This window comes from Rhodococcus sp. P-2 (assembly GCF_016598535.1).
Classification (GTDB): domain Bacteria; phylum Actinomycetota; class Actinomycetes; order Mycobacteriales; family Mycobacteriaceae; genus Rhodococcus_F; species Rhodococcus_F baikonurensis.
Genome location: NZ_CP066779.1, coordinates 4,997,290 through 5,011,112 on the forward strand (window position 1 = coordinate 4,997,290; position 13,823 = coordinate 5,011,112).

Consider the following 13,823-nt stretch of genomic DNA (forward strand, 5'->3'; position numbering starts at 1 on the left):
GGTGGTGGCTACGCAGCAGGGTCCCGATCGCCCCGGCATCGACGACCCTGGTCGCGGGCGGCGTATCGCCATCGACGTCGGCAGCGTTCGCATCGGCGTCGCGTCCAGCGACCCCGACGGCATCCTCGCGACACCGGTGGAAACGGTTCCACGCTCGAAGGAGCGTGGGCCCGACGCGCCGGATATCCGGCGCATTATCGCCATCGTGTCCGAATACGAGGCCGTTGAGGTTATCGTCGGACTGCCACAGACGCTGCGCGGTGAGCAAGGTAAAGCCGCCGGTATCGCGACTGCATTCGCCAAACGACTGCAGCGGGCCGTCGAACCGATCCCGGTGAGACTGTCCGACGAACGACTGACGACCGTCACGGCTGCGCGCAACCTCCGCGAAAGTGGAGTCAAGGCACGCGGTCAGCGACCGATGATCGATCAGGCTGCGGCGGTGGAAATCCTGCAAGGCTGGCTGGACGAGCGGAGTAGAGCTGTGAAACCAGGGGAGTCGTCGAAGGACGCTGCACTGGAGGGCGATCTGTGAACGCGCGGTGGGATGAGGGCGGCGGAAGCCGGCCCACCAGTTCGTTCGACTTCGACAACGACGAGACCATGGTCATGCGTGCGCTGCCGCAGAACATCGATCCGCCGCACATGTCGCGAGCGGAGGCACGGAAGCAACGCGAAGCCCGCAACAAGCGCGCGAAGCGAGGTAAGAAGGTCGGTGTTCTCGCTCTCCTGGTGTTGGTGATCGCGGTTCTAGGTGTCGGTGCATACGGTGCCCTCTGGTACATGGATCGCAACAAGGCCGCGGAGGACTTCGCCGGCCCGGGCGGCGCTCCCGTGGTCATCCAGATCAACAGTGGAGAAACCGCATCGGAGATCGGTGCGACGCTGGAAGCGAAGAACGTCGTCGCGAGTTCCGCTGCTTTCTACAACGCCGCGATCGCCAACCCGTCGGAGATCCAGAAGGTGCAACCAGGCTTCTACCAGGTGCCGGTGCAGAGTAGCGCCGCGAGCGCACTCGACACCTTGGTTGCCCCGGACTCCCGAGTCGGCAGTGTTGTCATCGCCGAGGGTCGTCAGCTGCACGACAGTTCGGACGCGCAGACGGGCTCGCTCAAGAAGGGCATCTACAACCTCATTTCCGAGGCGAGTTGTGTCGGCCCGGTTTCCGCTCAGAAGTGCGTCTCGACGGACGAATTGAACACTGCGGGAGCGTCTTCCGATCTGGCTTCGCTCGGCGTGCCGGACTGGGCGATGTCGTCGGTCAAGAGCGTGCCGGACAAGGACCGTCAGCTCGAAGGCCTGATCGCCGCCAGCAGTTGGGATTTCGACCCCACTGCGACGCCGACCGAGATCCTGCGTTCGTTGGTCGAGGGCAGCGCCGCCAAGTACGAGGCCACCGGGATCCTGACAGCAGGCAGCGGAGTCGGAATGTCGCCGTACCAGTTGTTGGTGGCAGCGTCGCTGGTCGAGCGTGAGGCATTGCCTGGCGACATGGCCAAGGTCGCGCGGGTGATCGTCAACCGACTCGCAGTCGATCAGCCTTTGCAGTTCGACTCCACGGTCAACTACTCACTCGACACCACCGAAGTTGCCACGACGGATGCCGACCGTGAGCGCGTCACCCCCTGGAACACGTACGCAATGCCCGGTCTGCCTGCGACGCCTATTGCTTCGCCGAGCATCGACGCGCTGAAGGCCGTGGAATCGCCGGCGGCCGGTGACTGGTTGTACTTCGTCACGATCAACAAGGAAGGCCAGACGCTCTTCACCAAGAGTTACGAGGAGCATCTGGCCAACATCGAACTGGCACAGCAAAGTGGGATTCTCGACAGTGGACGGTAGTACCGCGACTTCGCTCGCGACGCCGCGTAAGGCGGCAGTTCTCGGAAGCCCGATCGCTCACTCGAAGTCGCCGTTGCTGCACCTTGCTGCGTACGAGGCTTTGGGTCTGAGCGATTGGACCTACGAGCGGATCGAATGCACCGGCGAGCAGTTGCCTGCCCTCGTGGACTCACTCGGCCCCGAATGGGTCGGCCTCTCCGTGACGATGCCGGGCAAGATCGCAGCACTCGACTATGCCACCGAACGCACACCGCGAGCGGTGACCATCGGCTCGGCGAACACCCTGGTCCGCATCGACGGCGGTTGGCGTGCCGACTGCACGGACGTCGACGGAGTCAGCGGTGCGTTGATCGCCGGCGGCGTCGGCGATCTCAGCGGCACTTCGGCGGTAGTCGTCGGCGCGGGCGGCACCGCGCGGCCGGCATTGGTCGCGTTGGCCGACATGGGAGTTCGGACAGTCACCGTGGTCGCGCGTGATCCGGGGCGAGCATCCGGTGCCATCGAATGCGGCAGTGCTGTCGGGTTGGGCATTGATCTGGTCTCTTTCGACGACGCACGACTCGGTGGGTTCTGTGCCGAATCCTCGGTCTTGGTCAGCACAGTTCCCGCAGAAGCGGCCGCGCCTTTCGCCCAGCAACTGGGGAGGGCACGATTTGTCCTCGACGCGATCTACAACCCCTGGCCGACGCCACTCGCTTCGGCTGTCGAGGCGGCTGGTGGCACGGTGATCGGTGGCCTCGCGATGTTGCTCAATCAGGCTTTCGGACAGGTAGAGCAGTTCACGGGCAAGCCCGCTCCGCGAGAGGCGATGGCTGCCGCTATCGCCTAGCTCTGTTCACAGTGTCGAGGTAGTCCACAAGACGATTCGTGGTCTGCCGCTGGTGTACGCCAGACGCCAAGCTCGAAACCATGTGGACGTTCGTGGTCTTGGCAGGCGCTGGGATAATCGGTGGTGTCGGTGCTCGGGCGATCGTCGACAGCTGGTTGCGACGACACGGTTATCGACCAGTAGTGGCTCTCTGTTGTGTGCCACAGTGTGCCGTCGCAACAGGCTGGGTTGTGGTCGGCGCTCTGAATACCTCGGTGGTGCAGTTGCTTTCCGGTCTCGCCGTGGTGTGGTGGTGCGTCGCGATCTCGACTGTCGACCTGGCCGTGCGCCGGCTGCCCAACAGTTTCACGTTGCCCGGCTACGCAGTCGTGATGTTCTACGCGACGGTGGCAGGCACGGTGTGGTCAGCCGCGGTGGGATCGGTGCTGCTCGCCGGAATCCATCTCCTGGCGCACGTGATGTCGCCTGGTTCCATGGGTGTCGGCGATGTGAAACTCTCTCTTCCACTCGGCGCTCTTACCGGATTGGTGGGTGCTGACGCCTGGCTGTGGTCGTTGGTGTCTGCGTCGGTGCTCACCGCAACCCTGGGGATCGTGCTCGAACTGCGGACGCTCGGACGTCGAAAGAGGGGACCGGTTGCCCACAATTCGCCCCTGCCGCACGGTCCTTCGATGTGCCTGGCAGCGTGCGGTTCGATCACGTTTGCCTGGCTGACGTGACGAGTGCAACATCGGCGGAAAGTCTGGCGTCATTGACCGTTCAACGACGAACCGTGATCTGCAGGAAAGACGTAACCGTCGGTTTCATAAATGCGGGTATTGCAAGCGCGCAGTCCCAGTATGCGGCGAGTCGGACTTGCCGAATGTCCACATGCTGTCGTTCACTGAGCATTCGGAAATGGGACAAAACGAATCTCGTTTCGCACTCGATTATCGGGGGAACCTATGCGCACAAGGCTTTTCGTCGCTGCGGCAGCCTGTTTGGCTGCTGTGGCCGCAGGGGCAGGCGTCGCCGGCGCCGCGCCTGCACCTTCGTCGGTGGCACTGGGCGGGGGCTCAGGAATCCTGCTGCCGGACGTGGATCACTCCAATCCCGACCAAGTTGCGGCGTGCACGTTGACCGCGGTCGGCTATGACAACGCCGGTTCGCTCGTGGCACTCACCGCCGGACATTGTGGAGTTGTCGGGGACCGGGTGTTCGCCGAATACCTGCCCGAAGCCGGCCCCATCGGCCGGTTCACCTACTCGAGTCCGGTCTCGGACATCGCCGTGATCGATCTCGACGACGCAAAGGTTGCCCCGCTGCGTACCGTCGGCGGCACGACGATCAACGGAATCGGCGCCCCGCCGGCACCGGGCACGATCGTCTGCAAGGAAGGTCGATCGACCGGCAACACGTGCGGTATCACCTGGGGTTACGACTCCGTCTACGGTGAGATCGTCGAGCACACCTGCTCGATTCCCGGTGACTCCGGTGGACCCCTTGTCGTCGGTGATCGCCTGGTCGGCTTGATCAGCAACGGTTTCGAACCGTACTGCTTCGAGCCGCTCCCGCCGCCGTTCCATGCTCCCGACAACTCGGCGGACATCAACATCGGTTTGGCTGACATCAATGCCAACGGTGGGGGATTCCGCCTGTTCTAGACCCGCAGGAACCTCTGAGATGGCCCACACGCATCGTGCGTGTGGGCCATCTGCGTTCACCCGGAGGGCCACTGTGACAACTGAGGTCTGCGACGTGGAAAGATGGTCGGCGTGCTGCGTTGGATAACTGCCGGAGAATCCCATGGTCCCGCCCTCGTTGCGATGCTCGAGGGCATGGTCGCGGGGGTCGAAGTGACCTCTGAGGCCATCTCGTCCGAACTTGCCCGTCGTCGACTCGGTTACGGCCGTGGCGCACGGATGAAGTTCGAGGCCGACAAGGTCACCATCATCGGCGGTGTCCGCCACGGATTTACGCTCGGTGGCCCCGTGGCCATCGAAATCGGCAACACCGAGTGGCCCAAGTGGGAAACCATCATGTCCGCCGACCCGGTCGACCCGGACCTGCTCGCCGATCAGGCACGCAATGCCCCGCTGACGCGCCCGCGTCCCGGCCACGCTGATTACAGCGGCATGCTCAAGTACGGCTTCAACGATGCGCGTCCCGTCCTCGAGCGTGCCAGCGCTCGCGAGACCGCAGCCCGAGTAGCCGCCGGAACCGTCGCGCGTTCGTTCCTGCGTCAGGTGTTCGGTGCCGAGGTCGTCTCACACGTCATCTCCATCGGCGCTTCCGAGCCGTACGTCGGTCCTGTGCCGGAGGGCAAGGATCTGGACGCGATCGACGCGAGCCCGGTCCGTGCCTTCGACAAGGCCGCCGAAGAGTCGATGATCGCCGAAATCGAATCGGCCAAGAAGGACGGCGACACCCTCGGTGGCGTCGTCGAGGTCGTCATCCACGGGTTGCCGGTCGGACTCGGCACCTTCGTCAGTGGCGCCGAGCGTCTCGATTCACGACTTGCCGCTGCCCTCATGGGAATTCAGGCCATCAAGGGCGTCGAGGTCGGTGACGGCTTCGAGACCGCGCGCCGTCGTGGCAGCGAGGCTCACGACGAGATCCGTCCGGGCCCCGACGGCATCGTGCGTTCCACGAACCGCGCAGGCGGTATCGAAGGTGGCATGACCAATGGTGAGGCTCTGCGAGTTCGCGCCGCGATGAAGCCGATCTCGACCGTTCCGCGTGCTCTGGCGACGGTCGACATGGAGAGCGGCGAGGAAGCGGTTGCCATCCACCAGCGCAGCGACGTGTGCGCGGTTCCGGCCGCCGGCGTCGTCGCCGAGTCGATGGTTGCGCTTGTCGTGGCTCAGGCTGCACTCGAAAAGTTCGGTGGTGATTCCATTGCTGAAACCACTGCCAACTACCGTCGTTACGCCGAGGGCATCGCAGCCCGGCCGCCTCGATAGGACTCACGTATCGATGAAGCCGAAGGCTGTACTCATCGGTCCGCCCGGTGCCGGCAAATCGACCATCGGTCGACGTCTCGCGCAGGCACTCGAACTCGAATTGGTCGATACCGACGCCGAGATCGAACGGACCACGGGTAGGACGATCCCGGAGATCTTCACCCATGACGGCGAGCCTCGGTTTCGTGAGATCGAGGAATCGGTGGTTCGCGAAGCGTTGGAGGCCACCGACGGCATCGTCTCCCTCGGAGGTGGCGCGATCCTCTCCGATCGCACCCGCGAACTGCTCCAGGGTCACACGGTCATCTACCTCGAGATCAGTGTCGCCGAAGGGCTTCGCCGCACCGGGGCGAACAATCATCGTCCGCTGCTGGCCGGCGGAGATCCCAAGGTCAAGTACCAGGAGTTGATGAGGCGTCGTCGTCCGCTGTACCGGCGTTCGGCCACGATTCGGATTCGGACCGACGGCCGAAGTCCGGCGCGTGTCGTCGGACAACTGGTGTCGAAACTTCAAGACAAATGAACAACCGGAGCGGAGTAGTGGAGCAGTGACCGAACCCGTACGTGTAGAGGTGAAGACCGCAAGTCCTTACCCGGTCGTGATCGGCCGCGGCCTGCTCGGTGATCTCGTTGCCGAGTTCGACGGCGCGCGCACTGTCGCGATCTTCCATCAGCCGCCGCTGGCAGAGACCGCGGAGGCCGTACGGGCTGCGTTGGCGGAGAAGGGAATCGACGCTCACCGTATCGAGATTCCCGATGCCGAGGACGGCAAGGATCTTGCCGTCGCCGGCTTCTGCTGGGATGTGCTCGGCCGGATCGGCCTGACTCGCAGCGACGCGATCATGAGCTTGGGCGGGGGAGCGGCGACCGACCTCACCGGCTTCGTCGCTGCTACGTGGATGCGCGGTGTCAAGGTAGTTCACGTCCCCACCACCTTGCTCGCGATGGTCGACGCAGCAGTGGGCGGCAAAACCGGTATCAACACCGAAGCGGGCAAGAACCTCGTCGGTTCGTTCCACGAACCCGGCGCGGTGTTCATCGATCTCGCGACGCTCGAGACGGTGCCGCACAACGAGATCGTTGCCGGCATGGCCGAGGTCATCAAGACCGGATTCATCGCCGACCCGGTAATCCTGGATCTCATCGAAGCCGATCCCAAGGCAGCTCTCGATCCGTCGGGAACTGTTCTGCCCGAGTTGATTCGTCGCTCCGTCGAGGTCAAGGCCAAGGTCGTGGCCGCGGATCTGCGCGAGTCGGATCTGCGTGAAATCCTCAACTACGGCCACACCCTCGGCCACGCGATCGAACGTCGTGAACGCTACAAGTGGCGCCACGGTGCTGCCGTCTCCGTCGGACTGGTCTTCGCTGCCGAACTCGGACGGCTCGCGGGCCGACTCGACGACGCCACCGCGGATCGTCACAAGTCGATTCTCGATCTCGTCGGGCTGCCGACGTCCTACGACGGTGACGCGTTCGGTGACCTGCTCAAGGGAATGCAGACCGACAAGAAGAACCGTGCCGGCCTGCTGCGTTTCGTGGTCCTCGACGGTCTGGCCAAGCCGGGCCGCCTCGAAGGGCCGGATCCGAGCTTGTTGGTTGCGGCATACTCCGCGATTGCCCGCGATGCGAGGCCGGCCGGCGGAACGGTCCTGCTGTGAAGATCAACGTCGTCAACGGGCCCAATCTGGGACGTCTGGGTAAGCGTCAGCCCGAGGTCTACGGCGCGACCACACACGACGACCTGATCGAATTGTGTGTCGCGGCAGGCAAGGAGCTCGGCGTCGAGGTCGTCGTTCGTCAGAGCGATCACGAAAGTGATCTGCTCGGCTGGATCCACGACGCGGCGGACGCGGGGGAACCCGTGATCCTCAATGCCGGTGGCTTGACGCACACGTCGGTGGTCCTGCGAGATGCATGCGCCGAACTGACCGCAGGTCTCGTCGAAGTGCACATCTCGAACGTTCATGCGCGAGAAGAGTTTCGGCACCATTCTTACCTGAGCCCGATTGCGACCGGCGTGATCGTCGGACTCGGCGTCGCCGCGTACCCGCTGGCGATCAGATTCCTCGCCGAGCGGGGCTGAACGAGGGAAGTCGAAAACCCAGCCACACGAATGCGGCCCCGAGGAAAATATCCTCGGGGCCGCATTCGGTTGTGTAGACGGTGGGCGTTACTGCTCGCGCTTGCCCAGATCGATCGCCGGGAAGACCGCGGTATCGGCGTCGGATTCCTCGACGGACATGGCGGCTCCGCTGTACGCGTGCTGCTCGGTGGGGGAGTCGTAGCCCTCGCTGACGGGCACGGGTTCGCGGTGACGCTCGTGGGTCGGGGTCTGCGGAGCTGTTCCGTTCTTGCGCTGTTCGCGGCTGACGAAGAAGCGTCCGACGGTGATGGCGATCATGGCGGGGACGAAGATGAGAAGAATCGTGAACGCCGCACCCGACGTCACCTCGAAGAACAAGCCCTGCTGGGTCAGCTCGAGGGAAGGGACGAGGCTGAGTGCCCAGCTGGCAGCACCGGCGACGAACCCTCCGACCAACGCGGCCTTGAGCCACAGCATGGTCAGATCGGCGCCGTCCTCGGGTTCGGGGAAGTTCCGGCGGTCACGAATGCCGTCGATACCACCCCAGATCGCGGCGAAGACGATGACGATCAACAGGGACAGCCAGCGCAGGGTGGACCCCTGAAGTGGCCACTGTGCGATCGCTGCACCGAGCAACGCACGAAACACAACATGTATCAGGGCCATGCCGAGGCCACGTACCAACCACGCATTCATGGGTACAGCCTAACTAGAACCCATTACACCTTGTGGCCTAACCCACACTTATTGCTGTAACCGTGAGTTTCGAGTTGATCGGCCGGTCTGCGCGGGCGGTAGGTTCGAGGGATGCCGGTCGACTTCAGAACACGCCGTGAATCCCTCAGACGCCTCCTCTCGGAGCGCGAACTCGACGCGATTCTCGTCACAGATCTCCTCAACATCAGATACCTCACCGGTTTCACCGGTTCGAATGCGGCGCTCGTCGTCAGTGCATCCGATTCAGCGTCCGACGAACGCGAGACGGTGATCTGCACCGACGGCCGTTACGTGACGCAGGTCGCGGAGCAGGTACCTGACCTTCGTGCCGAAATCGCCCGTTCGAGTGCTGCGCACTTGATCGAGAAGTCCACGGCGCCCGTTCTCGCATTCGAGTCACACGTGGCGACGTTCGCCGAACATCGGGCGTGGACCGAGGCGGCGCCGAAGATCCGGTTCGAACCGGTGAGCGGACTTGTCGAACAGTTGCGCATGGTCAAGGACGAGCACGAGGTGGAGTTGTTGCGCGCCGCGTGCACCGCAGCCGATGTCGCGTTGGCACAGTTGATCACTCGCGGTGGTCTGCGACCTGGCCGAACGGAACGAGAGGTCGGCCGCGAGCTGGAAAATCTGATGCTCGACAACGGTGCGGACGGTATTTCGTTCGAGACGATCGTCGCGGCCGGCGCCAACTCGGCAATTCCGCATCACCGACCGACCGACGCAATCCTGGCGTCGGGTGACTTCGTGAAACTCGACTTCGGGGCTCAGGTCGGTGGGTACCACTCGGACATGACCCGTACCTACGTGCTCGAGTCCGTTTCCGATTGGCAACGGGAGATCTACGAGCTTGTCGCGCGTTCTCAAGCTGCCGGTTGCGACGCGCTCGCGCCGGGTGTCGAATGTGCGGAAGTCGACGCCGTCGCCCGTGCGGTGATCGACGATGCAGGGTACGGCGAATTGTTCCTGCACGGCCTCGGCCACGGTGTCGGCCTCGAAATCCACGAAGCACCGGGGATCGGCAAGCTCGGCACCGGTACACTTCTTTCCGGCGCGGCGGTGACCGTCGAGCCGGGCGTGTACTTCTCCGGGCGCGGAGGTGTACGGATCGAGGACACGCTCGTAGTTCGTGAGCAGGGGCCAGAGCTGCTCACACTGACCGCAAAAGACCTTACCGTCGTCTGAGACGGTTTCCCGACCCCTAGGAGACGCGAAGCAAGTGGCTTCCACCAGTGATTTCAAGAATGGTCTGGTTCTGCAGATCGAAGGCCAGCTGTGGACGATCATCGAGTTCCAGCATGTCAAGCCCGGCAAGGGCCCTGCCTTCGTGCGCACCAAGCTCAAGAACGTGCTCTCGGGCAAGGTAGTGGACAAGACGTTCAACGCCGGTGTGAAGGTCGAGACCGCCACGGTCGACCGTCGTGACATGACGTACCTCTACCACGACGGCAGCGACTACATCTTCATGGACGGCGACACCTACGACCAGGTGTCGATCAGCGAATCCACCGTCGGCGACCAGTCGCGTTTCCTGCTCGAGAACATGGCCGTCCAGGTCGCGACCCACGAAGACGTTCCCCTCTTCGTCGAGCTTCCGGTCACGGTCGAGCTCGTCGTCAAGCACACCGATCCGGGCCTGCAGGGCGACCGCTCCACCGGCGGCACCAAGCCTGCCACCCTCGAGACCGGTGCCGAGATCAACGTCCCGCTCTTCATCAACACCGGTGACAAGCTCAAGGTCGATTCCCGTGACGGCAACTACCTCGGGCGTGTGAATTCCTGAGTGTCCGGCACACATAAGAAACTCGGTGCACGCCACAAGGCGCGCAAGCGTGCCGTCGACTTCCTCTTCGAAGCCGAGGCACGTGACCTCGATCCGGTCGCACTCGCGTCGGAGCGTTCCGACCTGTCCGTCAAGGACGACGCGGTAGCGCCTGTCGCGGCCTACACCGTCACGTTGGTGTCCGGAGTCGCGGAGAATCTGGACCGGATCGATCAGGTCATCTCCTCGCATCTGCAGGACTGGACGCTCGAGCGTCTGCCCGCCGTCGACCGTGCGATTCTGCGTATCGCCGTGTGGGAGCTCTTCCACGCGACGGACGTTCCTCCGGTTGTCGCCGTGGACGAGGCCGTCGAACTCGCCAAGCAGCTCTCGACGGACGACTCTCCGGGATTCGTCAACGGAATCCTCGGCCAGGTCGTTCTCGTTGCGCCGCAGGTTCGATCGGCAGCAGCGGCGACCTCGCAGCGCGCGCAGGAATCGGATTCCGGTACCGAGTAGCAAGTCTTGTTCCACCACCCGCCGTGCGAGTCGCACAGATGTCGCCGTGCGAGTCGCACAGATGTCACTGCGCGAGTTGTGTGTCTGCACACAACCGGTCAGAGTCACTGCTCGCACGGCGGGATCAGGTCTGTCGGCTGATAGGGTGGGGACCGTCAGACATCCTTTAACGATCCGTCCAGTGAGGCGGAGAAGGAGGTCGCAGCATGAGCGTGCCCGAAGGGTCTCGCCCATCCGATCTTGCAGGTCCAGATAACGCGAAGGCGCCGGTCGGTGCCGAGGCAGGTAGCGAGACCCGCGAATTGTTGTCCGCCCAGGATGTGGGCCGGACCATCGCGCGGATCGCTCACGAGATCATCGAGAAAACCGCACTCGACGGACCCGAGGGAACAGCCCCTCGTGTGGTTCTGATCGGTATCCCTACGCGTGGAACCACTCTCGCCACGCGACTGCGCGCCAAGATCGAAGAATTCTCCGGTGTGCGTCTTCCTATCGGATCTCTCGACATCACGCTCTACCGGGATGATCTCCGCAACAAGCCGCATCGCCCGCTCGAGCGCACGTCCGTCCCCGAAGGTGGCGTCGACAATGCGCTGGTCGTTCTCGTGGACGACGTCCTCTTCTCCGGTCGCACTGTGCGCTCGGCACTGGACGCGTTGCGCGATCTAGGCCGCCCTCGTGCGGTCCAACTCGCAGTGCTCGTGGATCGTGGTCACCGCGAACTCCCACTGCGTGCCGACTACGTGGGCAAGAACGTCCCGACCGCGAGGTCCGAGGACGTCAAGGTTCTCCTCCAGGAGCACGACGGCAGGGAAGCGGTAGTCATCTCCGGAGGTAAGAGCGCGTGAAGCACCTTCTTTCCATCGCGGACCTCGATCGTGAGTCCGCGGTAGAACTTCTCGACGAGGCGGAACGCTTCGAGCAGGCGCTTCTGGGACGCGAGGTACGCAAGCTCCCGACGTTGCGTGGACGCACGGTCATGACGGTGTTCTTCGAAAACTCGACGCGCACCCGGGTGTCCTTCGAGGTGGCCGGCAAGTGGATGAGTGCCGACGTCATCAACGTCAGTGCATCGAGTTCCTCGGTGTCCAAGGGCGAATCCCTGCGCGATACCGCGATGACCCTGCGCGCGGCCGGTGCCGACGCCCTCATCGTGCGGCATCCGGCTTCGGGTGCCGCCCACCAGATCGCCAAGTGGACCGGAGCGGCCGACGACGGTGGCCCGGCAGTCATCAACGCAGGTGACGGCACGCACGAGCATCCCACCCAGGCGCTTCTCGACGCCTTGACCCTTCGACAGCGTCTCGGTGACATCGAGGGCAAGCGGATCGCGATCGTCGGCGATATTCTGCACAGCCGCGTGGCCCGCTCAAACGCCCTGCTGCTCTCGATGCTCGGCGCCGAGGTTGTTCTTGTTGCCCCGCCGACACTGCTGCCGGTCGGGGCGCACACGTGGCCGGTCACGGTCTCGCATTCACTCGACGCCGAACTGCCCGGCCTCGACGCGGTGCTGATGTTGCGGGTTCAGGCCGAACGCATGAACGGCGGCTTCTTCCCGTCGCAGCGCGAGTACTCGATCAACTACGGCCTGTCCGAGAAGCGACTGGCGATGCTGGCCGATCATGCGGTGGTACTGCACCCCGGCCCGATGCTGCGCGGCATGGAGATTGCATCCGCCGTCGCCGATTCCTCGAAAACTGCTGTACTGCAACAGGTTACCAACGGCGTGCACATGCGCATGGCTGTCTTGTTCCGACTTCTGGTCGGGTCGGAGGACGGCGCGCTGTGACGAGAAACGAGAACGGAGAATCACCCGTGAGTGTCCTGCTCCGCGGAGTCCTGATCTACGGAGAAGGTGAGCCCACCGACGTACTCGTCGGCGACGGCACGATCCTCGAGATCGGCGTGGACCTCGATCCGGCCACGGCATCCGAGGTGATCGATGCCGGCGGGCAGATCCTGCTTCCCGGCTTCGTGGATCTGCACACGCATCTGCGTGAGCCGGGCCGCGAAGACACCGAGACCATCGAAACCGGTAGCTCGGCAGCCGCGCTGGGTGGATACACCGCGGTCTTCGCGATGGCCAACACGAGCCCCGTCGCCGATTCGGTGGTCATCACCGATCACGTCTGGCGACGCGGTCAGGAAGTCGGCCTCGTCGACGTCCACCCCGTTGGCGCAGTCACCGCAGGCCTGGAAGGCAAGCAGCTCGCCGAGATGGCGACCATGGCCGCTGGCGTCGGCAAGGTCAAGATGTTCTCCGACGACGGCCACTGCGTCTACGACCCACTGATCATGCGTCGCGCGCTCGAATACTCCAGCTCACTGGGCGTTCTGATCGCACAGCACGCCGAAGAGCCCCGCCTGACCGTCGGTGCGGTCGCCCACGAGGGTCCCACGGCCGCGCGTCTCGGCCTGGCCGGATGGCCGCGAGCAGCCGAAGAATCGATCGTCGCCCGTGACGCACTCCTCGCGCGTGACGCCGGAGCTCGCGTTCACATCTGCCACGCATCCACCGCCGGAACCGTTGAACTCGTGAAGTGGGCTCGCAGCCAAGGGATTTCGATCACCGCCGAGGTCACCCCGCATCACCTGCTCCTCGACGATTCACGGCTCGAGACGTACGACGCGATCAACAAGGTCAATCCTCCCTTGCGTGAGGCCAGCGATGTTGCTGCCCTGCGCAAGGGTCTGGCCGAGGGCATCATCGACTGCGTCGCGACCGACCATGCTCCGCACGCCGAGCAGGACAAGTGCTGCGAATTCGCGGCCGCTCGTCCCGGAATGCTCGGCCTCGAGACGGCGCTGTCGATCATCGTGCAGACGATGGTCCAGCCTGGCCTGTTGGACTGGCGCGGTGTTGCCCGGGTCATGAGCGAGCGCCCTGCGGCAATCGTGGGCCTCGACGATCAGGGCCGCCCCATCGAGGTGGGGGAGCCGGCGAACCTGACATTGGTCGATCCGTCGGCCGAGTGGACGGTCCACGGTCCCGACCTGGCGAGTGTCGCGCATAACACTCCGTACGAGTCGATGACATTGCCCGCTCGGGTCACGACCACACTGTTACGTGGCCGCATCACCGCACACGACGGGAATGTGCGGCTGCGGAGTAGCGAGGAGTAGCGCGTC

At 64.0% G+C, this 13,823-nt stretch carries 16 protein-coding genes; 15 read left to right on the plus strand and 1 reads right to left on the minus strand.

All coding sequences use genetic code 11. The annotated features are described in order from the left end of the window. The first annotated feature begins 1 nt into the window (after position 1). From ruvX to aroQ, 9 genes are all read left to right on the plus strand, one after another. Positions 2–535 carry a Holliday junction resolvase RuvX gene (gene ruvX / locus I7X09_RS23425; RefSeq protein WP_003944838.1) on the plus strand — a complete coding sequence of 178 codons (534 nt, stop codon included), beginning with the start codon at positions 2–4 and terminating at the stop codon, positions 533–535. Further along, complete coding sequence (gene mltG / locus I7X09_RS23430; protein WP_124568646.1) at positions 532–1,842, plus strand: endolytic transglycosylase MltG; 1,311 nt, start codon at positions 532–534, stop codon at positions 1,840–1,842. Before ruvX ends, mltG begins: the two co-directional genes overlap by 4 nt. Further along, positions 1,832–2,671, plus strand: coding sequence for a shikimate dehydrogenase (locus I7X09_RS23435; protein ID WP_200313935.1), 840 nt, complete (start codon positions 1,832–1,834; stop codon positions 2,669–2,671). Before mltG ends, I7X09_RS23435 begins: the two co-directional genes overlap by 11 nt. An 80-nt stretch (positions 2,672–2,751) precedes the next feature. Next, positions 2,752–3,390: a prepilin peptidase gene (locus I7X09_RS23440; protein WP_200313937.1), complete on the plus strand. Its 639-nt coding sequence runs from the start codon at positions 2,752–2,754 to the stop codon at positions 3,388–3,390. A gap of 225 nt (positions 3,391–3,615) precedes the next feature. Next, the gene (locus I7X09_RS23445; protein ID WP_095970216.1) at positions 3,616–4,314 is read left to right on the plus strand and encodes a S1 family peptidase; all 699 of its coding nucleotides are present in this window, start codon (positions 3,616–3,618) and stop codon (positions 4,312–4,314) included. Between the two features lie 111 nt (positions 4,315–4,425). Beyond that, positions 4,426–5,613, plus strand: coding sequence for a chorismate synthase (gene aroC / locus I7X09_RS23450; RefSeq protein WP_003944974.1), 1,188 nt, complete (start codon positions 4,426–4,428; stop codon positions 5,611–5,613). A 13-nt stretch (positions 5,614–5,626) separates the two neighbouring features. Then, on the plus strand, positions 5,627–6,136 hold the full coding sequence (locus tag I7X09_RS23455; RefSeq protein ID WP_095970215.1) for a shikimate kinase: 510 nt from the start codon (positions 5,627–5,629) through the stop codon (positions 6,134–6,136). 25 nt (positions 6,137–6,161) lie between these two features. Further along, complete coding sequence (gene aroB / locus I7X09_RS23460) at positions 6,162–7,271, plus strand: 3-dehydroquinate synthase (RefSeq protein WP_095970214.1); 1,110 nt, start codon at positions 6,162–6,164, stop codon at positions 7,269–7,271. After that, a complete protein-coding gene (gene aroQ / locus I7X09_RS23465; RefSeq protein ID WP_200313939.1) occupies positions 7,268–7,696 on the plus strand; it encodes a type II 3-dehydroquinate dehydratase in 429 nt (142 codons plus the stop codon). The genes aroB and aroQ overlap by 4 nt, the downstream gene beginning before the upstream one ends. An 87-nt stretch (positions 7,697–7,783) precedes the next feature. Here aroQ and I7X09_RS23470 read toward each other — a convergent pair whose 3' ends face one another. Further along, positions 7,784–8,392, minus strand: coding sequence for a B-4DMT family transporter (locus I7X09_RS23470; RefSeq protein WP_124568642.1), 609 nt, complete (start codon positions 8,390–8,392; stop codon positions 7,784–7,786). 111 nt (positions 8,393–8,503) lie between these two features. Here I7X09_RS23470 and I7X09_RS23475 point away from each other — a divergent pair, with 111 nt between their 5' ends. The 6 genes from I7X09_RS23475 (at position 8,504) to I7X09_RS23500 (ending at position 13,817) form a co-directional block, all read left to right on the plus strand. Continuing rightward, complete coding sequence (locus I7X09_RS23475; protein WP_166810219.1) at positions 8,504–9,598, plus strand: M24 family metallopeptidase; 1,095 nt, start codon at positions 8,504–8,506, stop codon at positions 9,596–9,598. A 34-nt stretch (positions 9,599–9,632) separates the two neighbouring features. Further along, positions 9,633–10,196, plus strand: a complete 564-nt coding sequence (efp, locus tag I7X09_RS23480; RefSeq protein ID WP_003944958.1) for an elongation factor P — start codon at positions 9,633–9,635, stop codon at positions 10,194–10,196. Further along, positions 10,197–10,694, plus strand: a complete 498-nt coding sequence (gene nusB / locus I7X09_RS23485) for a transcription antitermination factor NusB (RefSeq protein ID WP_007728014.1) — start codon at positions 10,197–10,199, stop codon at positions 10,692–10,694. 206 nt (positions 10,695–10,900) lie between these two features. After that, entirely contained in the window at positions 10,901–11,542 is a 642-nt protein-coding gene (pyrR, locus tag I7X09_RS23490) for a bifunctional pyr operon transcriptional regulator/uracil phosphoribosyltransferase PyrR (protein WP_095970210.1), read from the plus strand. Further along, entirely contained in the window at positions 11,539–12,483 is a 945-nt protein-coding gene (locus I7X09_RS23495; protein WP_003944883.1) for an aspartate carbamoyltransferase catalytic subunit, read from the plus strand. Before pyrR ends, I7X09_RS23495 begins: the two co-directional genes overlap by 4 nt. Before the next feature lie 26 nt (positions 12,484–12,509). Beyond that, the gene (locus I7X09_RS23500) at positions 12,510–13,817 is read left to right on the plus strand and encodes a dihydroorotase (RefSeq protein ID WP_003944990.1); all 1,308 of its coding nucleotides are present in this window, start codon (positions 12,510–12,512) and stop codon (positions 13,815–13,817) included. Positions 13,818–13,823: the final 6 nt, after the last annotated feature.

Bases quoted from the DNA above. Each gene is read 5' to 3' on its own strand.
- I7X09_RS23440 (WP_200313937.1), top strand. From the start codon at position 2,752: ATGTGGACGTTCGTGGTCTTGGCAGGCGCTGGGATAATCGGTGGTGTC.
- I7X09_RS23445 (WP_095970216.1), top strand. From the start codon at position 3,616: ATGCGCACAAGGCTTTTCGTCGCTGCGGCAGCCTGTTTGGCTGCTGTG.
- I7X09_RS23455 (WP_095970215.1), top strand. From the start codon at position 5,627: ATGAAGCCGAAGGCTGTACTCATCGGTCCGCCCGGTGCCGGCAAATCG.
- I7X09_RS23470 (WP_124568642.1), bottom strand. From the start codon at position 8,392: ATGAATGCGTGGTTGGTACGTGGCCTCGGCATGGCCCTGATACATGTT.
- I7X09_RS23475 (WP_166810219.1), top strand. From the start codon at position 8,504: ATGCCGGTCGACTTCAGAACACGCCGTGAATCCCTCAGACGCCTCCTC.
- pyrR (WP_095970210.1), top strand. From the start codon at position 10,901: ATGAGCGTGCCCGAAGGGTCTCGCCCATCCGATCTTGCAGGTCCAGAT.